Annotated in this window: 26 protein-coding genes and 1 pseudogene; 11 read left to right on the top strand and 16 right to left on the bottom strand. The window is 61.2% G+C overall.

Translation table 11 applies throughout. The annotated features are described in order from the left end of the window. Positions 1–42: 42 nt before the first annotated feature. Positions 43–480, bottom strand: a complete 438-nt coding sequence (locus tag PseAD21_RS01955; protein ID WP_102354262.1) for a multidrug/biocide efflux PACE transporter — start codon at positions 478–480, stop codon at positions 43–45. Between the two features lie 89 nt (positions 481–569). Here PseAD21_RS01955 and PseAD21_RS01960 point away from each other — a divergent pair, with 89 nt between their 5' ends. Then, complete coding sequence (locus PseAD21_RS01960) at positions 570–1424, top strand: LysR family transcriptional regulator (protein ID WP_102354263.1); 855 nt, start codon at positions 570–572, stop codon at positions 1422–1424. 49 nt (positions 1425–1473) lie between these two features. On the opposite strand, the gene PseAD21_RS01965 is transcribed toward PseAD21_RS01960, so the two are convergent. Beyond that, entirely contained in the window at positions 1474–2016 is a 543-nt protein-coding gene (locus tag PseAD21_RS01965) for a helix-turn-helix domain-containing protein (protein ID WP_102354264.1), read from the bottom strand. Positions 2017–2122: 106 nt separating this feature from the next. On the opposite strand from PseAD21_RS01965, the gene PseAD21_RS01970 reads away from it, so the two are divergent. After that, the gene (locus PseAD21_RS01970; protein ID WP_102354265.1) at positions 2123–2905 is read left to right on the top strand and encodes an aldolase; all 783 of its coding nucleotides are present in this window, start codon (positions 2123–2125) and stop codon (positions 2903–2905) included. 22 nt (positions 2906–2927) lie between these two features. Further along, positions 2928–3812 carry a dihydrodipicolinate synthase family protein gene (locus PseAD21_RS01975; RefSeq protein WP_178082081.1) on the top strand — a complete coding sequence of 295 codons (885 nt, stop codon included), beginning with the start codon at positions 2928–2930 and terminating at the stop codon, positions 3810–3812. A gap of 135 nt (positions 3813–3947) precedes the next feature. On the opposite strand, the gene PseAD21_RS01985 is transcribed toward PseAD21_RS01975, so the two are convergent. The 3 genes from PseAD21_RS01985 to PseAD21_RS02000 all read right to left on the bottom strand — a co-directional run bounded on the left by PseAD21_RS01985 (position 3948) and on the right by PseAD21_RS02000 (position 5386). After that, positions 3948–4292: a YegP family protein gene (locus tag PseAD21_RS01985; protein WP_102354267.1), complete on the bottom strand. Its 345-nt coding sequence runs from the start codon at positions 4290–4292 to the stop codon at positions 3948–3950. Between the two features lie 193 nt (positions 4293–4485). Beyond that, positions 4486–4791 (bottom strand): ribbon-helix-helix domain-containing protein, encoded by a 306-nt coding sequence (locus tag PseAD21_RS01995; protein WP_102354269.1) that lies wholly within the window; start codon positions 4789–4791, stop codon positions 4486–4488. A gap of 13 nt (positions 4792–4804) precedes the next feature. Beyond that, a complete protein-coding gene (locus PseAD21_RS02000; RefSeq protein WP_102354270.1) occupies positions 4805–5386 on the bottom strand; it encodes a DJ-1/PfpI family protein in 582 nt (193 codons plus the stop codon). A gap of 280 nt (positions 5387–5666) precedes the next feature. Between PseAD21_RS02000 and PseAD21_RS02010 the strand changes: the two genes are divergently transcribed. Beyond that, a complete protein-coding gene (locus PseAD21_RS02010) occupies positions 5667–6572 on the top strand; it encodes a DMT family transporter (RefSeq protein ID WP_102354272.1) in 906 nt (301 codons plus the stop codon). A gap of 65 nt (positions 6573–6637) precedes the next feature. Here the strand turns inward: PseAD21_RS02010 and PseAD21_RS02015 are convergent, their stop codons facing one another. From PseAD21_RS02015 to PseAD21_RS02035, 4 genes are all read right to left on the bottom strand, one after another. After that, complete coding sequence (locus tag PseAD21_RS02015; protein ID WP_102354273.1) at positions 6638–7855, bottom strand: SAM-dependent methyltransferase; 1218 nt, start codon at positions 7853–7855, stop codon at positions 6638–6640. 267 nt (positions 7856–8122) lie between these two features. Beyond that, a complete protein-coding gene (locus PseAD21_RS02025) occupies positions 8123–8740 on the bottom strand; it encodes a TPM domain-containing protein (RefSeq protein ID WP_102354274.1) in 618 nt (205 codons plus the stop codon). A gap of 33 nt (positions 8741–8773) precedes the next feature. Beyond that, complete coding sequence (locus PseAD21_RS02030; protein ID WP_102354275.1) at positions 8774–9526, bottom strand: YgcG family protein; 753 nt, start codon at positions 9524–9526, stop codon at positions 8774–8776. 25 nt (positions 9527–9551) lie between these two features. After that, a complete protein-coding gene (locus tag PseAD21_RS02035; RefSeq protein WP_025110719.1) occupies positions 9552–10160 on the bottom strand; it encodes a LemA family protein in 609 nt (202 codons plus the stop codon). A 259-nt stretch (positions 10161–10419) separates the two neighbouring features. On the opposite strand from PseAD21_RS02035, the gene bglX reads away from it, so the two are divergent. Next, positions 10420–12711, top strand: a complete 2292-nt coding sequence (gene bglX, locus PseAD21_RS02040; protein ID WP_102354276.1) for a beta-glucosidase BglX — start codon at positions 10420–10422, stop codon at positions 12709–12711. A gap of 56 nt (positions 12712–12767) precedes the next feature. On the opposite strand, the gene PseAD21_RS02045 is transcribed toward bglX, so the two are convergent. The 5 genes from PseAD21_RS02045 to PseAD21_RS02065 all read right to left on the bottom strand — a co-directional run bounded on the left by PseAD21_RS02045 (position 12768) and on the right by PseAD21_RS02065 (position 17094). Then, on the bottom strand, positions 12768–13925 hold the full coding sequence (locus tag PseAD21_RS02045) for a phosphatidylserine/phosphatidylglycerophosphate/cardiolipin synthase family protein (protein WP_102354277.1): 1158 nt from the start codon (positions 13923–13925) through the stop codon (positions 12768–12770). A gap of 1 nt (position 13926) precedes the next feature. Further along, entirely contained in the window at positions 13927–14517 is a 591-nt protein-coding gene (locus PseAD21_RS02050; RefSeq protein ID WP_102354278.1) for a YceI family protein, read from the bottom strand. Between the two features lie 168 nt (positions 14518–14685). Next, the gene (locus tag PseAD21_RS02055; RefSeq protein WP_102354279.1) at positions 14686–14991 is read right to left on the bottom strand and encodes an amidase; all 306 of its coding nucleotides are present in this window, start codon (positions 14989–14991) and stop codon (positions 14686–14688) included. Next, positions 14988–16067 (bottom strand): serine hydrolase, encoded by a 1080-nt coding sequence (locus PseAD21_RS02060; protein WP_102354280.1) that lies wholly within the window; start codon positions 16065–16067, stop codon positions 14988–14990. The genes PseAD21_RS02055 and PseAD21_RS02060 overlap by 4 nt, the downstream gene beginning before the upstream one ends. Before the next feature lie 148 nt (positions 16068–16215). Next, complete coding sequence (locus PseAD21_RS02065; protein WP_102354281.1) at positions 16216–17094, bottom strand: acyl-CoA dehydrogenase family protein; 879 nt, start codon at positions 17092–17094, stop codon at positions 16216–16218. A 153-nt stretch (positions 17095–17247) separates the two neighbouring features. Here PseAD21_RS02065 and olsB point away from each other — a divergent pair, with 153 nt between their 5' ends. After that, positions 17248–18003, top strand: coding sequence for an L-ornithine N(alpha)-acyltransferase (gene olsB / locus PseAD21_RS02070; RefSeq protein ID WP_102354282.1), 756 nt, complete (start codon positions 17248–17250; stop codon positions 18001–18003). Then, positions 18003–18794 (top strand): 1-acyl-sn-glycerol-3-phosphate acyltransferase, encoded by a 792-nt coding sequence (locus tag PseAD21_RS02075; RefSeq protein ID WP_102354283.1) that lies wholly within the window; start codon positions 18003–18005, stop codon positions 18792–18794. The genes olsB and PseAD21_RS02075 overlap by 1 nt, the downstream gene beginning before the upstream one ends. Before the next feature lie 45 nt (positions 18795–18839). Here PseAD21_RS02075 and PseAD21_RS02080 read toward each other — a convergent pair whose 3' ends face one another. Then, on the bottom strand, positions 18840–19418 hold the full coding sequence (locus tag PseAD21_RS02080; protein ID WP_102354284.1) for an ACP phosphodiesterase: 579 nt from the start codon (positions 19416–19418) through the stop codon (positions 18840–18842). A gap of 169 nt (positions 19419–19587) precedes the next feature. On the opposite strand from PseAD21_RS02080, the gene PseAD21_RS02085 reads away from it, so the two are divergent. The 4 genes from PseAD21_RS02085 to PseAD21_RS02100 all read left to right on the top strand — a co-directional run bounded on the left by PseAD21_RS02085 (position 19588) and on the right by PseAD21_RS02100 (position 22768). Beyond that, complete coding sequence (locus PseAD21_RS02085; RefSeq protein ID WP_102354285.1) at positions 19588–19908, top strand: helix-turn-helix transcriptional regulator; 321 nt, start codon at positions 19588–19590, stop codon at positions 19906–19908. 5 nt (positions 19909–19913) lie between these two features. Continuing rightward, on the top strand, positions 19914–21080 hold the full coding sequence (locus PseAD21_RS02090; RefSeq protein WP_102354286.1) for an MFS transporter: 1167 nt from the start codon (positions 19914–19916) through the stop codon (positions 21078–21080). 30 nt (positions 21081–21110) lie between these two features. Next, positions 21111–22160: an alkene reductase gene (locus PseAD21_RS02095; RefSeq protein WP_102354287.1), complete on the top strand. Its 1050-nt coding sequence runs from the start codon at positions 21111–21113 to the stop codon at positions 22158–22160. 158 nt (positions 22161–22318) lie between these two features. Next, positions 22319–22768, top strand: coding sequence for a hypothetical protein (locus PseAD21_RS02100; protein WP_102354288.1), 450 nt, complete (start codon positions 22319–22321; stop codon positions 22766–22768). On the opposite strand, the pseudogene PseAD21_RS29940 reads toward PseAD21_RS02100, so the two are convergent. Next, positions 22738–23146: pseudogene (locus tag PseAD21_RS29940) on the bottom strand (EamA family transporter); the annotation flags it as partial. The gene PseAD21_RS02100 and the pseudogene PseAD21_RS29940 sit on opposite strands and share 31 nt — an antisense overlap. Positions 23147–23244: the final 98 nt, after the last annotated feature.

Raw genomic sequence — 23244 nt, forward strand, 5'->3', positions numbered from 1 at the left:
ATTCCAACTGTAGGCGCTGCGGCACGCTGCGATCTTTTGCTTTTAACCCTGACAGACGCTGCGCTGCACAAACCGCTCACGCACCACGTCATAACCCCAGTGATACACGTAGGTATACGGCAGGAAGAACAGCAGCACGCCGATATCCAGCAAGAACGCCTGCCACAGGCTGACCGACAGCCACCAGGCAATCAGCGGCACGCCCATCACGATCAAGCCGCCCTCAAACAGCAGCGCATGGACCACCCGCGTCCAGGCGTTGTGGCCGATGTCCAGGCGCTTGAGCGTGCGGTCGAAGAAGCCGTTGAACACCACGTTCCACGCCAGCGCCAACATGGCGATCAGCACGGTCACCGCGCCCATGTCGAGCAACGGCTTTTTCATGATCCACGCCAGCAACGGCGTGCAGATAAGAATCGCCAGAAACTCGAAACCAATGGCCTGAAAAATACGTTCAACAATGGATTTGTGAGCAGTCATCGCCTGACTCCTTGAGTGAAGATGGTTGCCATGATCCATCCTCACACCGATACTTCATAACCAATAACCATCGATCAAGGCGATAGTTCATGGCTTCGCAAGAAGTGCTGCTGGCGTTTGTGCAAGCGGCCACCCAGGGTTCGTTCTCGGCGGCGGCGCGCAAGTTGGGGCGCAGTCAATCGACCATCAGCGCCGCCGTGGCGAGCCTGGAGATCGACCTCGACCTGATGCTGTTCGACCGCAGCAGCCGCAAGCCGACCCTGACCCCGGCCGGCCACGTGATGTTGCAACGGGCCGAGGCGATTCTGGCGGCCACCAGCCGTCTGGAAATGACGGCCCGGCAACTGGCCCAGGGCGTCGAACCGAAGCTGACCGTGGCGATTTCCGACACCTACCAATCGGCGCGCTTCGAAGCGGCACTGGTCGACTTCGAGCAGCGTTATCCGGACCTGGAACTGGAATGCCTGATCGCCGAGTGCGACGACCTGATCGAACTGGTCCAGCGTGGCCGCGCGCACCTGGCGTTCGCCGAAATGCGCGACAGCTACCCGCCGGATCTGGTGACCTCGACGGTTGCCGAGCGCACCGATATCGCACTGTTCGTCAAACGTGATCATGTGCTGACCGGCGTCGCACGTGTCGACCAGCAAGTGCTGGAGCAGCATCGGGAATTGCGTCTGGCGACCATCGTCAATCCCTACGACAGCCGGGCGAAAGGTCGGGTCTGGTCGGCGCCGAGTTACCTGATGCTGATGGAAATGGCGGAAATGGGATTCGGCTGGGCAGCGTTGCCACGCTGGCTGGTGGGACGCTTCGGCAACGACACGCTGGTGGAATTGACGGTGCGCGGCTGGCCGCGGCCGGTGTATGTCGATGCGTTGTGGTCGCGGATTTACCCGCCGGGGCCGGCGGGGAGCTGGTTGCTCAGCAAGATGCTGGAATAGCGGCGCCCCCGATCGCCAGCAGGCTGGCGATGGCATGGGTTGATTCAACTCATTCTTCGGCGCTGTGTACGACCACCAGCAACTGCGCCTGCACCTCGCCCACCGACCTGATCCGGTGCGGCTTTTGCGCATTGAAGTGCAGCGCATCGCCGCGCTCCAGCAACACTTTTTCGTTCATGAAATCCACTTCCACCTGCCCTTCGTGGACGAACAGAAACTCCTCGCCCAAATGCTCCTTGAAGGTCTTGTCGGTGAATTCGCTCGGTGGGTAGATGATGAACGGCAGCAGGTTGCGTTCGCTGACCTGATGCGCCAGTACCGCATACCCCGGGCTCTGATCGTTGGCCGCCAGTGACTGGCGTTCGTGGCTGCGCACCAGGCTGTAGCTGTCGAGGTTGACGTTATCCTCGGAGAACAATTCCTCGACCTTCACGTTCAGTGCTTTCGCCAGTTTCAACGCCGCCGCAATCGACGGGGTGTTCAACCCGCGCTCGACTTTCGACAGGTAACTCTTGGTCATGCCGGATTTTTCGGCCAGTGCCTCAAGGGTTACGCCAAGTTTTTTTCTCAATATTTTCAATCGGATAGACATGCGCAGCGGTTATTCCATCAAGGAAGCGACGATTTGTGCTTGCCAATGACACTTTGTGTCATATAGCCTCTTTCGTGTCATTTGCACTCACCCAAAGGACACAGACATGGCCAAGACATTAGCACTACCTAAAGAACAACTGGTCAGGCAAGCGCTGACCCAGATGCAAAAAAGCCTGGCGGATAATACGTGGACCGACCGGCAAAAGCTGGCGCTGACCTGCCGGATTCTGTTCGAAAGCGGTCACGACTCCGGTCTGGCCGGACAGATCACCGCTCGCGGTCCACAACCCGGTACCTATTACACTCAGCAACTGGGCCTGGGTTTCGATGAAATCACCGCGAGCAATCTGCTGCTGGTCAACGAAGACCTGGAAGTGCTTGAAGGGCACGGCATGGCCAACCCGGCCAACCGTTTCCACAGCTGGGTCTACCGTGCCCGGCCGGACGTGAACTGCATCATCCACACCCACCCGACGCACATCGCCGCGCTGTCAATGCTGGAAGTGCCGCTGCAGATTTCCCACATGGACCTGTGCCCACTGTACGACGACTGCGCGTTTCTCGAAGGCTGGCCGGGGGTGCCGGTGGGTAACGAGGAAGGCGAACTGATCGCCGGTGCACTGGGCGACAAGCGCGCGATTGTGTTGTCGCACCACGGCCAGCTGTCGACCGGCACCACGATTGAAGAAGCCTGTGTCATCGCCCAACTGATCGAGCGCGCCGCCAAACTGCAACTGCTGGCGATGGCTGCCGGCACGATCAAGCCGATCACTCCGGCGCTGGGTCGCGAGGCCCACGACTGGGTGTCGAAACCCAAACGCCACGCCGCCGCTTTCAACTACTACGCTCGGCAGAACCTGCGCCAACACGCCGATTGCCTGAACTGATTTCAGTTTTTCACGGAGACTCATCATGTCCAACATTCACGGCATCATCGGCTACACCATCACCCCGTTCGGCGCCAACGGCGAAGGCCTGGATCTGCCAGCCCTCGGCAAGTCCATCGATCGCCTGATCGACAGCGGCGTCCACGCCATCGCCCCGCTGGGCAGCACCGGCGAAGGTGCCTACCTGAGCGACGCCGAGTGGGATCAGGTCGCCGAATTCAGCATCAAACACGTCGCCAGACACGTGCCGACCATCGTCAGCGTGTCCGACCTGACCACCGCCAAAGCCGTGCGCCGCGCACGCTTTGCCGAAGCCCACGGCGCCGACGTGGTGATGGTGCTGCCGGCGTCTTACTGGAAGCTCAGCGAAGCGGAAATCCTTGCTCACTATCGCGCCATCGGCGACAGCATCGGCGTGCCGATCATGCTCTACAACAACCCGGCCACCAGCGGCACCGACATGTCGGTGGAGCTGATTCTGCGCATCGTCAACGGCGTGGAAAACGTGACCATGGTCAAGGAGAGCACCGGCGACATTCAGCGCATGCACAAGCTGCAGCTGCTGGGCGACGGTCAGGTGCCGTTCTACAACGGCTGCAATCCGCTGGCACTGGAGGCGTTTGCCGCCGGGGCCAAGGGCTGGTGCACCGCTGCACCGAACCTGATACCGCAGTTGAACCTGGACCTGTACGCGGCCGCGCAGGCCGGTGATCTGGACCGCGCGCGCAAGCTGTTCTACCGCCAGTTGCCACTGCTGGACTTCATCCTCAAGGGCGGCTTGCCGGCGACGATCAAGGCCGGGTTGCGCGAAACAGGGCTGGAGGTTGGCGATCCGCGGTTGCCGGTGTTCCCGTTGAGCGAGTCTGGGCAAGGTCAGCTACAGGCAATCCTCAGGACCCTGCGCTGATCCTCGGGCAATACACAAAACCCAATGTGGGAGCGGGCTTGCTCGCGAAAGCGTCGTGTCAGTCAACATCTCCAGTGACTGATCCACCGCCTTCGCGAGCAAGCCCGCTCCCACATTTTTGATCTTCGGTGTTCTTCAGAGCACCGGCAACGTCTTGTCCTTGATCACTTTGCTCGGCCCGTTGGTCTTGACGCTGGCGATGCCTTTGGCACACGCGGCGTCAGTGGAGTACGACTCGCTGCTGCCGATGATCTGGTGGTTGGCGGCCTTGAGGTTGAAGTAAGGATGGCCATCCTTGGTGGTCTTTTTCTCGTAGCGGTCATCCAGCGGGCTGTTGGTCTGCACCGAGGCAATGCCGTTGTCGGCTGCCGCGCGGGTGGTGTAGAGCTCGCTGGTGAGAATGGTTTCGGCGTTGGCGGCCTTCAGCACAAACCTGAACTGGCCGTTGCTGCTTTTGCTCACTTCGTACCATCCGGACATGCTTGTTTCTCCTTGGCGGTTGGGAGGTTTCGCGCTTCAGAGTAAAGACCAGTCCAGAACATCTGTCGCCTGTCCCGGCTCTTCGCGAGCAAGCTCGCTCCCACATTGGATCTCCAGTGAACACAACCTTGGTGAACACTCAGTACCCAATGTGGGAGCGGGCTTGCTCGCGAAGGGGTCAACCCGCAATCGGCTATTTCACCACCGCCCGCACCACCGACAACTCCGGCGCACTCGCCCGCCGCTGACTCAGATACCGCGTACAACTCACCCGCAAAAACGAGGCAAAATTCACCACCTCCCCGCGATAATCCATCACCTCTTCATACAACTTGGCGATCAGTTGATTGGTGGTCATGCCATCGACTTCGGCGATTTCGCTGAGGATGTCCCAGAACTGGTTTTCCAGGCGCAGCGTCGTCACCACGCCGCAGATGCGCAGCGAGCGCGAGCGTGATTCGTAGAGAATCGGGTCGGCCTTGACGTAGAGCTCGCACATGGGCGAATCCTCGTTACAGGGTGATTTTGGTGCCAAGCAGACCGAGGAAACCGGCCAGCCAGTTCGGATGCGCCGGCCATGCCGGTGCCGTGGCCAGATTGCCTTGAACGTGGCCGTCCGTCACCGGAATGTCGATGTACGTACCACCCGCCAGGCGCACTTCCGGGGCGCAGGCCGGATAGGCGCTGCACTCGCGGCCTTCGAGAACGCCTGCCGCCGCCAGCAGCTGCGCGCCATGGCAGACCGCCGCAATCGGTTTGCCGGCCTTGTCGAAAGCGCGCACCAGTTCCAGGACTTTTTCGTTCAGGCGCAGGTATTCCGGCGCACGACCGCCCGGGATCAGCAGCGCGTCGTAGTCCGCCTCGATGACCTTGGCAAAGTCAAAGTTGAGGGCGAACAGGTGACCGGGCTTCTCGCTGTAGGTCTGGTCGCCTTCGAAGTCATGGATCGCTGTGCGCACGGTCTTGCCGGCCGCCTTGTCCGGGCACACGGCGTGCACGGTGTGACCGACCATTTGCAGGGCCTGGAACGGCACCATCACTTCGTAGTCTTCGACGTAATCGCCGACCAGCATCAGGATTTTTTTCGCGGCCATGGGGAGGACTCCTCTGGGAAAGGGCTTGCAGGAGTATTCAAGGTAGACCTTATCCGTTCGGGCAGGTAACAACCGGCTACTACCTCGAAGACCGCGTTATCGTTCTTCGCGAGCAAGCCCGCTCCCACCCTTGGAATGCATTCCCCTGTGGGAGCGGGCTTGCTCGCGAAGGGGCCACCGAACTGTACGGATAAGTCTGTGCCTAGCTGTAACAGCCAGAAGTCCACGGTTTATGGCTTTATGAAGGTCGTTCCCTGAAACCCTCAATTCCGGTCTTCTTATGTCTTCGCGCGAAAACACCGGCATGGCCCTCGGCCTGCTCGGGGTTGTGATTTTCAGCCTCACCCTGCCCTTCACCCGGATCGTGGTGCAGGAACTGCACCCACTGCTCAATGGCCTCGGTCGGGCGTTGTTCGCGGCGATTCCGGCGGCGCTGCTGCTGTTATGGCGCCGGGAAAAGTGGCCGACCTGGCAGCAGATCAAAGGTCTGAGCCTGGTGATCGCCGGGGTGATTCTCGGCTTCCCGGTGCTGTCGGCGTGGGCCATGCAGACGTTGCCGGCGTCCCACGGCGCATTGGTCAACGGTCTGCAGCCGCTGTGCGTGGCGCTGTATGCGGCGTGGCTGTCCCATGAACGCCCGTCGAAAGCCTTCTGGGCCTGCGCCGCGCTGGGCAGTGCGCTGGTGCTCGGTTATGCGTTGTACACCGGCGCCGGCAGCATTCAGGCCGGGGACTTGTTGATGCTCGGTGCGATTGCCGTGGGAGGCCTGGGCTATGCCGAGGGTGGCCGACTGGCGAAAGAGATGGGCGGCTGGCAAGTGATCTGCTGGGCGCTGGTGCTGTCGACGCCGCTGCTGATCGGGCCGGTGCTGTACCTGGCGCCGCAGCATCAGGGCGCAGTGTCGGCCAAGACCTGGTGGGCCTTCGGTTACGTGGCGCTGTTCTCGCAGTTTCTCGGGTTCTTCGCCTGGTACGCCGGGCTGGCCATGGGCGGGATCGCGCGGGTCAGTCAGATCCAGTTGCTGCAGATCTTCTTCACCATCGCGTTTTCGGCGCTGTTCTTTGGCGAACATGTCGAGCCGATCACCTGGGTGTTTGCCTGCGGGGTGATCGCCACCGTAATGCTCGGCCGCAAGACCGCCATCAAACCCCATGTGGGAGCGAGCCTGCTCGCGAAGGGGCCGTAACAGCCAACATCATCATTGACTGTCAGTCCGCCTTCGCGAGCAGGCTCGCTGCCACAAGGTCAAGGTCAGGCCAGAAAGCCGTCGGCGCGCAGCAGGGTTTCGAGGCAGTGTTCGCTGATGTTGTAGAACGCCTTCAACTCCTGAATCTTCACCAACAACTGAGCCGGGTCAACCGGCTCGGCGCGTTTCACCGCCAGAATCATCTTGTTCTTGTTGGTGTGGTCCAGCGAGATGAATTCGAACACCTTGGTCTCGTAACCGCAGGCTTCGAGGAACAGCGCACGCAGGCTGTCGGTGACCATCTCCGCCTGCTGACCGAGGTGCAGACCGTATTGCAACATCGGTTTGAGCAGCGCCGGGCTCTGGATCTGCAGGCGGATCTGCTTGTGGCAGCACGGCGAGCACATGATGATCGACGCGCCCGAGCGGATACCGGTGTGGATCGCATAGTCAGTGGCGATGTCGCAGGCATGCAGGGCGATCATCACCTCCAGTTCGCTCGGCGCCACGCTGCGCACATCACCGCACTTGAACACCAGACCCTGATGATCGAGCTTCGCCGCCGCAGCGTTGCACAGGTTGACCATCTCCTCGCGCAGCTCGACGCCAGTGACTTCGCCTTCGGCCTTGAGCGTGTTGCGCAGGTAATCGTGGATGGCAAACGTCAGGTAACCCTTGCCCGAACCGAAATCCGCCACGCGCACCGGTTTGTCCAGCGCCAGCGGTGACGAGGTCAGGGCGTGGCTGAAGACTTCGATGAACTTGTTGATCTGCTTCCATTTGCGCGACATCGCCGGGATCAGCTCGTGCTGCGCGTTCGTCACGCCCAGGTCCTTGAGGAATGGCCGGCTCAGGTCGAGAAAGCGGTTCTTCTCGCGGTTATGCTCGGCGGAAGGCGCTTCACGCAATTGCTGAGGTTTGCTCTTGAACAGCGAACTCTTGCCCTTTTTGCTGTATTCGAGCTGGGCTTCGTCGGTCACGGTCAGCAAATGCGCATTTTTGAACGCGGCCGGCAGCAACTCGGCAATCACCGCCACGCCTTCGCTCAGCGGCAGGTTCTTGGTGATGTCGCGGGTCTTGTAGCGATAGACGAACGACAGGTTGGGTTGGGCCTTGACCGTCACCGCCTTGATGATGATCCGCTGCAGATCCGCCTCTTCGCCCGCGTACTTGGCCAGCACCAGTTTGATGAAGCCGTTCTGTTCGAGGCTGGTTTGCAGCAGCTCGATGAACTGGGCGTGATGATCGGGCGCGGGCTTGATTGAAGGGGCGGTAACGGACATGGAAAAGCGGCCTCGGACGGGCGAAATCGGGAATGGCGGGTATTTTAGGGGGGATGGGGGTTGGGGACACGCTCTTATTTACCCAACGGCACAAGAATCCAACGAGCTGTCTGCCCCCTGTGGGAGCTGGTTTGCTCGCGAAAGCGGTGTATCAGGCGACATCAATGCTGAATGTCAGACCGTATTCGCGAGCAAGCCCGCTCCCACATTGGGTCGGCGTGATGCGCAAGGCCTTGTTTACCGGGACCGGGGAAACTGCCCCCACACTCAACCCAACACAATCAACCGATTTGGCAACTCATTGCGCACCTGCGTCACCGGCACATGCACCTTGAGCAGTTCACCACAGGCTTCGATGCAGGTGACAAACCCCTCCAGCGTGCGCCCCTGCCGCACCTGCTCGGTGAAAGCGGCGACAATCGAGTCCCAGCTGTTGTTGTCCAGCCGCCGGGAAATCCCCTCGTCCACCAGAATCTCCACGTAGCGCTCGGCCTCGCAGACAAAAATCAGCATCCCGGTGCTGCCCATCGTGTGATGCAGGTTCTGCTCGAGAAACTGGCGCCGCGCCAGGTTCGACGCACGCCAGTGGCGCACACGGCGCGGGATCAGGTGAGTGGTGACCTTCGGCAGGCGAAACAGCAGGCACAGGACGATGAACAACCCCCACTGCACCAGCAACAGGCTGTGCATCGTCAGCCAGCCGGTCAGGTAATGGACGATGCCCGGCACCAGCAGCGCCAGCAGGCTGGCCCACAGCAACGGGATGTACGCGTAGTCATCGGCGCGGGCCGCCAGCACCGTCACCAGCTCGGCGTCGGTGTCGCGCTCGACCCGGGCAATCGCCTCGGCGACTTTGCGTTGTTCGTGTTCGGTCAGTAATGCCATGTCGAAAAGTGCCTGATCATTATTGTTGTGTGTTCACCAGCCGCCGGACGAACCGCCGCCGCCGAAACTGCCCCCGCCGCCACTGAAGCCCCCGCCTCCACCGCCGCCGCCAAAACCACCTCCGCCGAAACCGCCCCCGCCACCGGAGCCGCCACGGCCGGCGGGAAGGATACCGAGCATCTGGCAGACAAACACCGTCAGGATGAACAACACCACCAGAAAAACGAATAACAGTGGGTGGCGCGAGACAAAATCGTTTTGCGGATCACCGCTCGACTCGTACACCGTCGAGGGCTCGTCCAGCGGATTGCCGCCGAGGACCACCAGCATCGCCGCCACACCGTCGCTGATGCCCTTGCTGAAATTGCCGGCCTTGAACGCCGGGGTGATCACTTGATGGATGATCACCGAGGTCTGTGCATCGGTCAGCCGATCCTCCAGCCCGTAACCGACTTCGATGCGCAGCTTGCGCTCGTCCCGGGCGACGATCAGCAGCGCGCCGTTGTTCTTGTCTTTCTGGCCGATGCCCCAGTGCCGGCCCAGTTGCACGCCGTAGTCTTCGATGGTGGTGCCTTGCAGATCAGGCACCGTGACCACCACCAGTTGCTCGCCGGTCGCCTGCTCATGGGCCTGCAACTGCTGGCTCAACTGGGCGCGCACCGAGGGCTCGAGCATCTGCGCCTCGTCCACCACCCGCCCGCTGAGCGCCGGGAACGTCAACTCGGCCCGGGCGCTGAGGGCCAACAGCCACAGCATCAGCACCAGGCCTATCTTCAACACACGCATGGGCAACCTCATCCGCAACAACGGATCAGAACTTCACTTCCGGGGCCTTTTCCGCACCGGGAGTGGTGGCTTCAAAGGTTTCGCGAATCGGCAGATCGCTGTACATCACGCTGTGCCAGAGGCGACCGGGAAAGGTGCGGATCTCGGTGTTGTACTTCTGCACCGCCAGAATGAAATCGCGCCGCGCCACGGCAATCCGGTTTTCCGTGCCTTCGAGCTGCGATTGCAGGGCCAGGAAGTTCTGATTGGCCTTCAGGTCCGGATATCGCTCGGACACCACCATCAGACGGCTCAACGCACCGCTCAACTGATCCTGAGCCTGCTGGAACTGCTTGAGTTTTTCCGGGTTGTCGAGGGTGCTGGCATCGACCTGGATCGACGTCGCCTTGGCCCGGGCCTCGACCACCGCCGTCAGGGTCGCCTCTTCATGCTTGGCGTAGCCTCTGACGGTTTCCACCAGATTGGGGATCAGGTCGGCACGGCGCTGGTACTGGTTCTGTACCTGGCCCCAGGCTGCTTTGGCCTGCTCGTCGAGGGTCGGAATGTTGTTGATGCCACACGCGGTCAACAACGTGGCGAGCACTAGCAGCGTGGCGATCTGCAAACGCGAGCGGTAGGTTGGACTGACATTCATCAAAGTGATGCTCCCTGGCGTATTTCATAAAAAACCGACCGTGAAACCTTCTGCATCGGCGGTTGGGGCATAATCGGCCGCGCCACTGGATTGCAACGGGCCAATGGGCTAAAAAGAGGCCCTGCGCATACGCTGCCGACGGTCGGCGGGCGTTTTTCGGCTCGGTCTTTTTGAGCCTGCACCCGAACAACAATAGTCGCTCCCTAACTTTTGGCTGGCCGGCATTGCATTGCCGTTTGGGCCCTTGAGAAAAATATTCATGAAGAAGCTGTGTTTGCTGGGTCTGTTCGTCAGCCTGGCCAGTCATCAAGTATTGGCCGCCACGACCCCGGTACCCCTGGAAAACAAGGACGCCTTCATCAGCAATCTGATGAAGCAAATGACCCTCGATGAAAAGATCGGCCAGTTACGCCTGATCAGCATCGGCCCGGAAATGCCTCGCGAACTGATCCGCAAAGAGATCGCTGCGGGCAACATCGGCGGTACATTCAACTCGATCACCCGCCCGGAAAACCGTCCGATGCAGGATGCGGCGATGCGCAGCCGCCTGAAGATCCCGATGTTTTTTGCGTACGACGTGATCCACGGTCACCGTACGATTTTCCCGATTCCGCTGGCCCTGGCGTCGAGCTGGGACATGGACGCCATCGGCCAGTCCGGGCGCATTGCCGCCAAAGAGGCCGCCGCCGACAGCCTCGACATCACCTTCGCGCCGATGGTCGACATCTCCCGCGACCCACGCTGGGGCCGCAGCTCCGAAGGTTTCGGTGAAGACACCTACCTGACTTCGCGCATCGCCAAAGTGATGGTCAAGGCCTATCAGGGCGACACCCCGAGCGCGGCCGACAGCATCATGGCGAGCGTCAAGCACTTCGCCCTGTACGGCGCGGTCGAGGGCGGTCGCGACTACAACGTCGTCGACATGAGTCCGGTGAAGATGTACCAGGATTACCTGCCACCGTACCGCGCGGCGATCGACGCCGGCGCCGGTGGGGTGATGGTGGCGTTGAACTCGATCAATGGCATTCCGGCCACGGCCAACACCTGGCTGATGAACGATCTGCTGCGCAAGGACTGGGGCTTCAAGGGCCTGGCGGTCAGCGACCACGGTGCGATCTTCGAACTGATCAAGCACGGCGTAGCCGCCGACGGTCGCGAAGCGGCGAAGCTGGCGATCAAGGCCGGCATCGACATGAGCATGAACGACACGCTGTACGGCAAAGAGCTGCCGGGGCTGCTCAAGTCCGGCGAGATCGAACAGAAGGACATCGACAATGCGGTGCGCGAAGTGCTCGCCGCCAAGTACGACATGGGCCTGTTCAAGGACCCGTACCTGCGCATCGGCAAGGCCGAGGATGATCCGGCCGACACCTACGCCGACAGCCGCCTGCACCGCGCCGAAGCCCGTGAAGTGGCGCGTCGCAGCCTGGTGCTGCTGAAAAACCAGAACGACACGCTGCCGCTGAAGAAAGACGCGAAAGTCGCGCTGGTCGGCCCGCTGGCCAAGGCACCGATCGACATGATGGGCAGCTGGGCGGCGGCCGGTAAGCCGGCGCAGTCGGTCACGCTGTTCGACGGCATGAACTCGGTGATCGGCGACAAGGCGAACCTGATCTACGCCCGTGGCGCCAACATCACCAGCGACAAGAAGGTCCTGGACTACCTGAACTTCCTCAACTTCGACGCGCCGGAAGTGGTCGATGACCCGCGCCCGGCCAACGTGCTGATCGACGAAGCGGTGAAAGCGGCCAAGGACGCTGACATCGTTGTTGCAGCCGTGGGCGAGTCCCGTGGCATGTCCCACGAATCTTCCAGCCGTACCGACCTGAACATTCCGGAAAACCAGCGCGAGCTGATCCGTGCCCTGAAAGCCACCGGCAAGCCACTGGTGCTGGTGCTGATGAATGGCCGACCACTGACCATTCTCGAAGAGAACCAGTCGGCCGACGCGATTCTGGAAACCTGGTTCAGCGGCACCGAGGGCGGCAACGCCATCGCTGACGTGCTGTTCGGCGACTACAACCCGTCGGGCAAATTGCCGGTGACCTTCCCGCGTTCCGTGGGCCAGATCCCGACCTACTACAACCACCTGAGCATTGGCCGGCCGTTCACGCCGGGCAAACCGGGCAACTACACCTCGCAGTATTTCGATGACACCACCGGGCCGCTGTTCCCGTTCGGTTACGGCCTGAGCTACACCAGCTTCAGCCTGAGCGACATGGCGCTGTCATCGACCACGCTGAACACCACCGGCAAGCTCGACGCCAGTGTCACCCTGAAAAACACCGGCAAACGTGACGGCGAAACCGTGGTGCAGTTGTACATTCAGGACGTCACCGGCTCGATGATTCGCCCGGTGAAAGAACTGAAGAACTTCCAGAAAGTCATGCTCAAGGCCGGTGAACAGAAAGTCGTGCACTTCACCATCACCGAGGATGACCTGAAGTTCTACAACGCCCAGCTCAAGTACGCGGCCGAGCCTGGCAAGTTCAACGTGCAGATCGGCCTGGACTCGCAGGACGTGACGCAGCAGAGCTTTGAATTGCTGTAACTCCTCGCCTCCCTGATCGTTCCCACGCAGAGCGTGGGAACGATCAACGTGAGCGGCTAGCCGCGTCTATCGAGGATATTCACCACCACCCGATCCACCCACCCCCAAACCCGCTGCTTCACCCGCCGCCACAACGGCCGGCGCTGCCACTCCTCCAGACTGACCTGCTGGCTCAGGTCGAAGTCCTTCTCGAAACTCTTGACCACCGCTGCCGTCAACGACGGGTCCAGTGCCTCCAGATTCGCCTCCAGATTGAAGCGCAGGTTCCAGTGATCGAAGTTGCACGAACCGATACTCACCCAGTCGTCCACCAGGACCATTTTCAGGTGCAGGAAGCACGGCTGGTATTCAAAGATCTGCACCCCGGCCTTGAGCAGGCGCGGGTAGTAACGATGCCCGGCGTAACGCACCGACGGGTGATCGGTGCGGGGCCCGGTCAGCAACAGCCGGACGTCGACACCACGAGCGGCGGCCTTGCGCAGCGAGCGGCGGATTTTCCAGGTGGGCAGGAAATACGGGGTGGCCATCCAGATGCGTTTCTGCCCGCTGTTCAAGGCGCGGAACAGTGATTGCAGAATGTCGCGATGCTGGCGGGCATCGGCGTAGGCCACACGACCCATGCCCTCACCCATGTCCGGCACCTTGGGCAAGCGTGGCAGGCCGACGTGCGCGGAAGGTTTCCACGCCCGGCGATGGCGGTTGGCGATCCATTGGCGGTCGAACAGTATCTGCCAGTCGAGCACCAGCGGGCCGGTGATTTCGACCATCACTTCATGCCACTCGCTGGTGTCCTGCCCCGGGGTCCAGAACTCATCAGTGACACCCGTGCCGCCGACCACCGCCAGACGCTGATCGATCAGCAACAATTTGCGGTGATCGCGATAGAAATTGCCGACCCAGCGCCGCCAGTTCAGGCGATTGTAGAAACGCAGTTCGACCCCGGCCTTTATCAGGCGCTGACGCAGGTGCAGGGTAAACGCGAGACTGCCGTAGTCATCGAACAGGCAGCGCACCCGCACTCCGCGCTCGGCGGCCTGCACCAGCGCCTGCACCACGGCTTCGGCGCAGGCGCCCGCCTCCACCAGATACAACTCCAGCTCGACCTGTTCTTCGGCGCGGGCAATCGCCACCAGCATGCGCGGGAAAAATTGCGGGCCGTCGATCAACAGTTCGAAACGGTTGCCGTCACGCCATGGGAACACCGCGCCGCGCATGTCAGCGCGCCGTGAAGATCAGCACCGCACCCACCGGCACCGACAGACTGATGGTCGACAACCCGGCCAGGTTGCGCAGGGTTTCCAGTCCCGGCGCCAGATCGAAATCTTCGGCATTGATCACCAGCGGTTCCAGGGTCACCACTTGAAAACGCCGATCATCGAGACGCGTGGCCAGCAACTCCGCCGGGTATTCATGCTGTTTGCCGTGCAAGTTGACGGTCAGCGGCAGACGTAATTCCAGCTGCGCGCCAGGCGCCAGATCGTTGATCGGGCGCAGGTCGACCTGGGTGCTGATGGTCGCTTCCGGGAACTGCTCGATCTGGAACAACTCCTTGCGCATGCGCTCGTCACGCAGCGGGATGCCGCTGTTGATCGAGTCCAGCTCGACTTCGATCTCGGCGCGGCCGCTGGGGTCGACCTTGCCGTGCAGCACCAGAAAGCGCTGCACTTCGCAAATGTGGGCATTTTTCGTGCTGACAAACGACAGCCGCGACGACTCGCCGTCCAGATACCAGTTGGCCTGCGCCGGCAGCGCGGCAGCGGCCAGCAGCAGACTGGCGAAGGCTGTATAGAGGGGGCGGTTGAACATTGAACACTCGTTGGGCGATAAACCTGCACGAACCTTAACCGCCCACGCCGTTATTGCAAGTCCTGTGGGAGCGAGCCTGCTCGCGAACTCAATGCTCGTCGCACTGCATGTATTGCGGCCAGCGCCGATTTCACGAGCAGGCTCGCTCCCACAGGGGGATGGCGTAACTCAGGGATTGAGGCGGCAACCCTGGCGTTCGCTCAGCCACTGCGCGCGGTTGCTGCGGCCCATGCCGCTGACGGTGATGGTTTTACTAGCGCTGTCATCAGTAAAGGCGCTGGTGGGCAGCCACTGCTTCACATAACCCCGGCAATACTCGGCATCGTTGCTCATCACGTAGCGACACGAACAATATTCCTTCGCCGTGTAGGCACTGATGATGTCCGGGAACGCCCACAGGTTGTCCCGCTCGAGCCAGATCCAGCCGAGCAGCACGATCAATACCAGCAGCAACATCCGCTTGAACAGTTTCATGGCTGCACCGCCTTGAGCACACGCTTGAGCAGTTCGTTGTGGCGGTAGCTGCCGTCGCGATCATCGGCGTAACGCACGATCACCAGTTTCTCGCTGGGGATCACATACAGCGCCTGGCCCCAATGGCCGAGGGCCGCAAAGGTGTCGGGCGGCGCGTCGGGCCACGGCGAGGCGGCGCCATCCGCCGGGCGATTGAGCCACCACTGGCCACCGGGCACCGCTTCGTCCTGATGCGCCTTGTAACCGGCAAACGGCTCACGGTTGAAGGCCAGCCAATCCCTGGGCAACAACTGCCGATCATTCCAGCGCCCATCGCGGGCCATCAGCAGGCCGACCCGCGCCAGATCCCGCGCGGTGAGGTAGGCATACGACGAGGCGACAAACGTGCCGCCGGCATCGGTTTCCCACACGGCGTGGCGAATGCCCAGCGGCTCGAACAGCGCCGTCCACGGGTAGTCGGGATAACGCTGCGGGCCGACCATGTTCTTCAGCGCCGCCGCTAGCAGATTGCTGTCACCACTGGAGTACCGGAACGCCTGCCCTGGCGGCGCGTAGGCGTCGTGATCGGCGGTGAACGCAGGCATGTCGCGATGCCCACGGGTGTAGAGCATCGCCACCACCGAGGACTTCAGCGGGGCGTATTCGTAGTCTTCCTGCCAGTCCAGGCCGGAAGCCCAATGCAGCAGATCAGCCACTTTGATCGCGGGGTGTTTTTCCAACACCGGATAGAACCGCGAGACCGGGTCATCCAGTTTGAACAGACCTTCGCCATACGCCACCCCAAGCACCGTGGCCATCAGGCTCTTGCTGATCGACCAGGTCAGGTGCGGGGTCTCGGCACGGGTCGGACCGGCGTAGCGTTCGTAGATGATCTGGCCGTCGCGGATGATCAGCAGCGCGTCGGTGCGGATGCCTTTGCGGGTGGTGTCGTCGCGGGGTGGGAAGGCATAACTCTCCAAAGCCTCTGCGGCTGGGCCACTGATCTTCGGGCCGGTCGGCCATTGTTCAGCAGGCCATGGCTCGGCGTGAACGGTGAAGCTGATCAGCAGCAGAAACAGAGGCAGGCCTTTGAACATGGTGAGGGCTCTTGGGGAGAACCTGCTGAGGGTAGTCGGGGTTGATGACAGATGTGTGGTGATGTTGAGGCCGCCATCGCGAGCAGGCTCACTCCTACAGGGGAACGCATTGCAACTGTAGGAGTGAGCCTGCGCGCGAAGGGGCCGGTCAGTGCACCGCCAACGCCTTGGCCAAACGCTTGGCCCGCGCCCCCGAAGCCAACTGCATCACCACCTGATCACGCTGCCACATCGCTGCCCAATCGGGACTGCCATTGGCCATCGCCTGATCGACCTCGATTTTCAGCGCATCGAACTGCGCAAACAACCCACCCAGCAACACATGCCCAGGCGGACTGCTCGGCGGCTGGCGGCTCGCTTCCGCACACCCGGCCAGCAGCGCCAGCAAGCGCAATTGCAGGGCCTGCGACCAGCCACAGTCCTGACCGACGCCATACAGCCACGCGGTCATCGCGCTCAATACATAAATGTCTTCCAGGGTGCGAAACGGCTTCACATAAGCATCCCAACCGTCCCCCGCGAGCAACTCGCACAGCGCGCCATCCAGAGACAATCGACCATGACTGATGTCCGGCATCAACGGCAGCGCCGGGAGTCTTTCCACGCGCACGCCGGGCTCGCCGGGATACACCACCGCCAGACTCAGGCGCGGCGATTCGCCGGGTTCTTCACTGCGCGCGGCGACGAGCAGCCAGTCCGCCGCATCCCCCGCGGTGACGAAATCCTTTTGCCCGTTGAGGCGCAAATCCGTCAGGCGCGTCTGCATGTCCGCCGGGCGCAGGCTGCGCTGTTCGGTCGCACACAACGCGCCGAGACTCGGCGGTGCGCTCGGCCAGAGCATGCGCAACGCGGCCTGGTAACCCACCAGAAACGCCAGCCCCGGCGTCGCCATCCGCCGCCCTCCCGCCACCGCCAGTTCGAACGGCGTCACGCTGCCCAGTTGATGCAGCAAGGTGGCGAAACCTTCCGCCAGATCAACCACGGCGGGCAGGCGTTCACGGCTTTCAAGCAGGCTGGGCCAGGGCATAAGAGGCTCCTTGTGGGCTGTCATACAAGCATCACCAAACGTTCATGGCGATGACACCGGGGCTACATAGCCTGACTTTGCACAACATGGCTGCATAAAGAAAGTCGATCGGCTGCAACCCACGACGGGTTCAAGGCCCGTACGGAGATTCAAATGACTCAGATCGCCCGCATCAGCGACACCGGCAATGAACGCCGCCTGCAAGCCGAACGCCTGATCGGCGCCGAGGCCCTGCAGCAAGCCCAGGCCTTGCGTTTCAACGTGTTCAGCGGCGAGTTCAACGCCAAGCTGAAAGGCGCGGAACTGGGTCTGGACATGGATGACTATGATGTTCACTGCAGCCACATCGGCGTGCGTGACTTGAACACCGGGCGTCTGGTCGCCACCACCCGTTTGCTCGATCACACGGCTGCCAGCAGCCTGGGCAAGTTCTACAGCGAAGAAGAATTCAGCCTGCATGGCCTGGCGCACCTGAAAGGGCCGATCCTAGAAATCGGCCGCACCTGCGTCGACCCGGCCTACCGCAACGGCGGCACCATTGCCGTGCTCTGGGGTGAACTGGCCGAAGTCCTCAACCAGGGTGGCTACAGCTATTTGATGGGTTGCGCGAGCATTCCGATGCAGGACGGCGGCGTGCAGGCCCACGCGATCATGCAGCGCTTGCGCGAACGCTATCTGTGCACCGAACACCTGCGCGCCGAACCGAAAAACCCGCTGCCATCGCTGGACATTCCATCCAACGTGATCGCCGAAATGCCGCCGCTGCTCAAGGCCTACATGCGCCTGGGCGCGAAGATCTGCGGCGAGCCGTGCTGGGACGAAGACTTCCAGGTCGCCGACGTGTTCATCCTGCTCAAGCGCGACGAACTCTGCCCGCGCTACGCCAAGCACTTCAAGGCGGCCGTGTGATGAGCCGGTTGCGGGTGTACGCGCGAATCGCGCGGGTGCTGGTGGTGGTGACGCTGGGCCTGACCATGGCCAGCGTCTTCGGCGTGTTCGAGCGTCTGGGCCTGGCGCACTCGATGCAACGTCGGCAGCGCTGGTCGCGATTTTTCATGGCGCGCCTGAGCAATGCCCTGCCCTTTCGCGTGACCGTGCAGGGCGAGTTGCCGAAGCAGCCGATGCTGTGGGTCAGCAACCATGTGTCGTGGACCGACATTCCATTGCTGGGCATGCTCACGCCGCTGTCGTTTCTGTCCAAGGCTGAGGTGCGCACCTGGCCGGTGGCCGGTTGGCTGGCGGCCAAGGCTGGCAGTCTGTTCATCCGTCGCGGTTCGGGCGACAGCCAGTTGATCCGCAAACAGATGACCCGCCACCTGCAAACCCAGCATCCGCTGCTGATGTTCCCGGAGGGCACCACCACCGACGGCCGCTCGCTGCGCACCTTTCATGGTCGCCTGCTGTCGGCGGCGATTGATTCCGAGGTGATGCTGCAACCGGTGGCAATCCGTTATCTGCGTAACGGTGAGATCGATGCGCTGGCGCCGTTCATTGGTGACGATGACTTGCTGTCGCACCTGATGCGCCTGTTCAGCAACGATTGCGGCGATGTCGAAGTGCATCTGCTCAAGCCGATTGCCTGTCAGGGGCGCGAGCGTGCGGCGCTGGCGTTTGAAGCGCAGCAGGCGGTGCAGAAGGCATTGTTTGGCACGATCCCGGAGAAACAGACAGCACCAATGCGCCCCGCTATTGCTGCCTGAGCACTGATCCCCGGTGGGAGCGGGCTTGCTCGCTCCCACAGGGGGTTACTGTGTTGCCGAGGTTTGTGCAAATTCTTGAAGTTGCGGATAGAACAAGCGGAAATCCTCACTCAGCGGCTCATACAACCGCCGCAATTCCTGCATCGCCCCCGCCAGTTCCTCCGGCCGGGTCAGGCGCCGGGAGATCCCGCGCAATACCTGCTCCAGCACTTCAAACTGCTGATACGAACCCAGCCAGTCATTGGCAACCATGTGCGGTGCGATCATCGCCAGGCGCTCGGGCAATTGCCGTTCACTCGACAGCACGCGGTACACGTCGGCGGTGAACTGCTCCAGCGGCTGATCGGCGTACAGCGTCCAGTCGCGCGCCAGGCAATGGTCGAAAAACACATCGAGGACGATCCCGGCGTAGCGCCGACGGGTCTGCGAAAAGCGCCCGAGTGCGGTGTCCACCAATGGGTGGCGATCAGTGAACACATCAATCCGCCGGTGCAACTGAATCGCCGCTTCAATCTGCGGCGCAAACTGCCCCTGCAGCCGTCCTTTGACGAAATCGCCATACAGACTGCCGAGTAATTGCTCGGGGCGCTGGCCTCCGAGGTGTAAATGTGCGAGATAGTTCATGGGCGCAGCTTAGCACTGCGCGCTTTCATCGTTACATCACACATATCGTTATAACCCGATATATCGATTTATGCGGTCGTCAGATCAAATTCATATTGGTATATCGCGAAATACCGATTTAAAGTTCGCCTCATCGCGATATAGCGCTACACATCACGAGCACAAAGCCATGAACCTCGACCTCGACGAAATAATAAAAGCCCTGGCACACCCAGTACGGCGAGACATCCTCATCTGGCTGAAAGACCCCAAAGCCGAGTTTCCGGAGCAGATCCACAACCACGAGTACGGCATCTGCGCCGGGCAGATCGATCAACGCTGCGGCCTCTCGCAGTCGACCGTCTCCGCTCACCTGGCAACCCTGCAACGCGCGGGCCTGATCAGCAGCCAGAAAGCCGGCCAGTGGCACTTCTTCAAGCGCAACGAGGACGTGATCCAGGCGTTCCTCGACGCCATCGTCAAAGAGCTCAGCGCTCCCACAAGGAATTGATTCAAATGCCCCTCTCGCTACTCATCCTGGCCTTGAGCGCCTTCGCCATCGGCACCACCGAGTTCGTCATCATGGGCCTGCTGCCCGATGTGGCGGCCGACCTCGGTGTGTCGATCCCGGGCGCCGGCTGGCTGGTGACCGGTTACGCCCTGGGCGTGGCCATCGGTGCGCCGTTCATGGCACTGGCTACCGCCAGACTGCCGCGCAAGGCTGCACTGGTAGCGCTGATGGGGATTTTCATCGTCGGTAACCTGCTGTGCGCCATCGCCAGTGACTACAACGTGCTGATGTTTGCCCGTGTCGTCACCGCGCTGTGCCACGGTGCGTTCTTCGGTATCGGTTCTGTGGTAGCCGCCGGGCTGGTGGCGCCGAACAAACGGGCGTCGGCGGTGGCGCTGATGTTCACCGGCCTGACCCTGGCCAACGTGCTCGGCGTGCCGCTGGGTACGGCGCTGGGTCAGGAAGCCGGCTGGCGTTCGACCTTCTGGGCCGTGACCGTGATCGGTGTGGTTGCGCTGATTGGCCTGATCCGCTTCCTGCCGGCCAAGCGTGACGAGGAAAAACTCGACATGCGCGCCGAACTCGCCGCCCTCAAAGGCGCCGGCATCTGGCTGTCGCTGAGCATGACCGCGCTGTTCGCCGCGTCCGTATTCACCCTGTTCACCTACGTCGCCCCCCTGCTCGGCGAAGTCACCGGTGTGTCGCCGCGTGGCGTGACCTGGACGCTGATGTTGATCGGCCTGGGCTTGACCGTCGGCAACATCATCGGCGGCAAACTGGCTGACAAAGGCATGGCCGCCACGCTGATCGGCGTGTTCATCGCCATGGCCGTGGTCTCCACCGTGTTGACCTGGACCAGCGTTGCGCTGATCCCGACCGAAATCACCCTGTTTCTTTGGGCCACGGCGTGTTTCGCCGCCGTACCGGCGCTGCAAGTCAACGTGGTGACCTTCGGCAAAGCGGCACCAAACCTGGTCTCGACCCTGAACATCGGCGCGTTCAACGTCGGTAACGCCCTCGGCGCCTGGGTCGGCGGCAGCGTCATCGCCCACGGTTACGGCCTGACCACCGTGCCCCTGGCCGCAGCAGCTCTGGCGGTCCTCGCGCTGCTGGTGACCCTGATCACTTTCCGTCAGAACGGCGCTGCCGGCCTGGCCCCTGCTACCCACTGATTAACCACTTCACTGACGAGGGTTGTACACATGGCAACTATTTTCGATCCGATCAAACTGGGCGACCTCGAGCTGTCCAACCGCATCATCATGGCCCCGCTGACCCGCTGCCGCGCCGATGAAGGCCGCGTGCCGAACGCGCTGATGGCCGAGTACTACGTGCAACGTGCCTCCGCCGGCCTGATTCTCAGCGAAGCCACTTCGGTGACCCCGCTGGGCGTCGGCTACCCGGACACCCCGGGTATCTGGTCCAACGACCAGGTGCGCGGCTGGACCAACGTGACCAAAGCCGTACACGCCGCTGGCGGCAAGATCGTCCTGCAACTGTGGCACGTCGGCCGGATCTCGCACCCGTCGTACCTCAACGGTGAAGCACCGGTCGCCCCGAGCGCCATCCAGCCCAAAGGTCACGTCAGCCTGGTTCGCCCACTGGCCGATTACCCGACCCCGCGCGCCCTGGAAACCGCTGAAATCGCCGAGATCGTCGACGCCTATCGCACCGGCGCCGAGAACGCCAAGGCGGCCGGTTTCGACGGCGTGGAAATCCACGGTGCCAACGGCTACCTGCTCGACCAGTTCCTGCAAAGCAGCACCAACCAGCGCACCGACAACTACGGCGGTTCCCTGGAGAACCGTGCGCGTCTGCTGCTGGAAGTGACTGACGCGGCAATCGAAGTCTGGGGCGCCGGCCGTGTCGGCGTACACCTGGCACCGCGCGCCGACTCCCACGACATGGGCGACGACAACCTCGCCGAGACCTTCACCTACGTCGCTCGCGAGCTGGGCAAACGCGGCATCGCGTTCATCTGCTCCCGCGAGAAAGAAGGCGCCGATAGCCTCGGCCCACAACTGAAAGAAGCCTTCGGTGGCGCGTACATCGCCAACGAACGCTTCACCAAGGACAGCGCCAATGCGTGGCTGGCTGAAGGCAAGGCTGACGCGGTGGCATTCGGCGTACCGTTCATTGCCAACCCGGACCTGCCGGCGCGCTTGAAGGCCGATGCGCCGCTGAACGATCCGCGTCCTGAGCTGTTCTACGGCAAAGGTGCGGTCGGCTATATCGATTATCCAACGCTGTAAACTACATCAACTAACAGAAAGCCCTGCCTCGAAAGAGTCAGGGCTTTTTTATTTGCATACATTTAAAGATTCGCCACCAGAACAATATAAACCTAAGCTTCATCCAGCAACTAATTAGTTGCAAACCAACAACCAAAATTAAATAAGGATATATAAACATGAATATTGCAGACCCAAACAAACTTACATTCCTCCTGCAAATCACCAATGCCACGGATTCTACTTTCTGGCTTGACGATTCCTCTCCAAAGCAGCCACCCGCAACTCGTATCGACAAGATCCTCCCTTACCAGACCGTCTTTGTGATGTTTGAAGGCGATCCTCATCTGAAGCAGGACAGCGATATTGATTACGATATCAAAAAAGAGGTATTCAGCACTTACATCTGCTACACCAACTACAAACAAAAAGTGCAGTTCGACACCACGCTCAGTTATTGCCACAGACAAACGGCGGGACACCGAGTTCCAAAAGTCGAACTCTTCTGGGAAAGCAATGCTTTCTCTATTGGCGCCGAACCCATCACCTGCGGCGCGGCCCTGGAAAATGAAAATCCGGTTTATCCTTACAACTATAAGATGATCGCCTTTATGACGCCGTCGGCCTGATAAAGGGTTACCCGTTCATGTAGTAACGGTACGGACAACGCTGTCACTAATAAGGTGCAAGTACATTCACGGCCGTGGCTTCAGCCAAGTGGATGTAACGCTGCCCGGTGGTGATGATCAGGCACAGGGCACACAGAAACTGCAAACCGGGCCGGTTGGTGCAAACCACCGCTGAAAAACCAGTGCGCGAATGAAAATTACCAGCATCAACAAGGTGTGCACCACGTAGCGCGCCCAAACCATCATCACAATAGGATGGAGCCCGGACAGGTACCTGGACAACGTGTCGTAACAGGCGAACAACAACCGCCAGGCAGATCAGCGCGCCCCCTTTATCGGCGGCTCGGTGCCCTTGCAGCCCAGGTTGTTAACATTCATTCACACACTCGACACAAAACCCCTACAAAATACGTAGCTCGCTACCTATCAACCTGGCAAACGTACGTATATAAAAGCACCCCATTACAGAAATGGCT

The organism is Pseudomonas sp. AD21 (genome assembly GCF_002878485.1).
Lineage (GTDB): Bacteria > Pseudomonadota > Gammaproteobacteria > Pseudomonadales > Pseudomonadaceae > Aquipseudomonas.

What these genes read in the sequence shown, in the direction of transcription:
- PseAD21_RS02100 (WP_102354288.1), top strand. Translation starts at nt 22,319, where the DNA reads ATGAATATTGCAGACCCAAACAAACTTACATTCCTCCTGCAAATCACC.
- PseAD21_RS02055 (WP_102354279.1), bottom strand. Translation starts at nt 14,991, where the DNA reads ATGAAACTGTTCAAGCGGATGTTGCTGCTGGTATTGATCGTGCTGCTC.
- PseAD21_RS01985 (WP_102354267.1), bottom strand. Translation starts at nt 4,292, where the DNA reads ATGTCCGGATGGTACGAAGTGAGCAAAAGCAGCAACGGCCAGTTCAGG.
- PseAD21_RS02030 (WP_102354275.1), bottom strand. Translation starts at nt 9,526, where the DNA reads ATGCGTGTGTTGAAGATAGGCCTGGTGCTGATGCTGTGGCTGTTGGCC.
- PseAD21_RS02045 (WP_102354277.1), bottom strand. Translation starts at nt 13,925, where the DNA reads ATGCGCGGCGCGGTGTTCCCATGGCGTGACGGCAACCGTTTCGAACTG.
- PseAD21_RS02015 (WP_102354273.1), bottom strand. Translation starts at nt 7,855, where the DNA reads ATGTCCGTTACCGCCCCTTCAATCAAGCCCGCGCCCGATCATCACGCC.
- PseAD21_RS02050 (WP_102354278.1), bottom strand. Translation starts at nt 14,517, where the DNA reads ATGTTCAACCGCCCCCTCTATACAGCCTTCGCCAGTCTGCTGCTGGCC.
- PseAD21_RS02025 (WP_102354274.1), bottom strand. Translation starts at nt 8,740, where the DNA reads ATGGCATTACTGACCGAACACGAACAACGCAAAGTCGCCGAGGCGATT.
- PseAD21_RS02065 (WP_102354281.1), bottom strand. Translation starts at nt 17,094, where the DNA reads ATGCCCTGGCCCAGCCTGCTTGAAAGCCGTGAACGCCTGCCCGCCGTG.
- PseAD21_RS02090 (WP_102354286.1), top strand. Translation starts at nt 19,914, where the DNA reads ATGCCCCTCTCGCTACTCATCCTGGCCTTGAGCGCCTTCGCCATCGGC.
- PseAD21_RS01960 (WP_102354263.1), top strand. Translation starts at nt 570, where the DNA reads ATGGCTTCGCAAGAAGTGCTGCTGGCGTTTGTGCAAGCGGCCACCCAG.
- PseAD21_RS01955 (WP_102354262.1), bottom strand. Translation starts at nt 480, where the DNA reads ATGACTGCTCACAAATCCATTGTTGAACGTATTTTTCAGGCCATTGGT.
- PseAD21_RS02085 (WP_102354285.1), top strand. Translation starts at nt 19,588, where the DNA reads ATGAACCTCGACCTCGACGAAATAATAAAAGCCCTGGCACACCCAGTA.
- olsB (WP_102354282.1), top strand. Translation starts at nt 17,248, where the DNA reads ATGACTCAGATCGCCCGCATCAGCGACACCGGCAATGAACGCCGCCTG.
- PseAD21_RS02035 (WP_025110719.1), bottom strand. Translation starts at nt 10,160, where the DNA reads ATGAATGTCAGTCCAACCTACCGCTCGCGTTTGCAGATCGCCACGCTG.
- PseAD21_RS02075 (WP_102354283.1), top strand. Translation starts at nt 18,003, where the DNA reads ATGAGCCGGTTGCGGGTGTACGCGCGAATCGCGCGGGTGCTGGTGGTG.
- PseAD21_RS01995 (WP_102354269.1), bottom strand. Translation starts at nt 4,791, where the DNA reads ATGTGCGAGCTCTACGTCAAGGCCGACCCGATTCTCTACGAATCACGC.
- bglX (WP_102354276.1), top strand. Translation starts at nt 10,420, where the DNA reads ATGAAGAAGCTGTGTTTGCTGGGTCTGTTCGTCAGCCTGGCCAGTCAT.
- PseAD21_RS02060 (WP_102354280.1), bottom strand. Translation starts at nt 16,067, where the DNA reads ATGTTCAAAGGCCTGCCTCTGTTTCTGCTGCTGATCAGCTTCACCGTT.
- PseAD21_RS02080 (WP_102354284.1), bottom strand. Translation starts at nt 19,418, where the DNA reads ATGAACTATCTCGCACATTTACACCTCGGAGGCCAGCGCCCCGAGCAA.
- PseAD21_RS02000 (WP_102354270.1), bottom strand. Translation starts at nt 5,386, where the DNA reads ATGGCCGCGAAAAAAATCCTGATGCTGGTCGGCGATTACGTCGAAGAC.
- PseAD21_RS02095 (WP_102354287.1), top strand. Translation starts at nt 21,111, where the DNA reads ATGGCAACTATTTTCGATCCGATCAAACTGGGCGACCTCGAGCTGTCC.
- PseAD21_RS01970 (WP_102354265.1), top strand. Translation starts at nt 2,123, where the DNA reads ATGGCCAAGACATTAGCACTACCTAAAGAACAACTGGTCAGGCAAGCG.
- PseAD21_RS01965 (WP_102354264.1), bottom strand. Translation starts at nt 2,016, where the DNA reads ATGTCTATCCGATTGAAAATATTGAGAAAAAAACTTGGCGTAACCCTT.
- PseAD21_RS02010 (WP_102354272.1), top strand. Translation starts at nt 5,667, where the DNA reads ATGTCTTCGCGCGAAAACACCGGCATGGCCCTCGGCCTGCTCGGGGTT.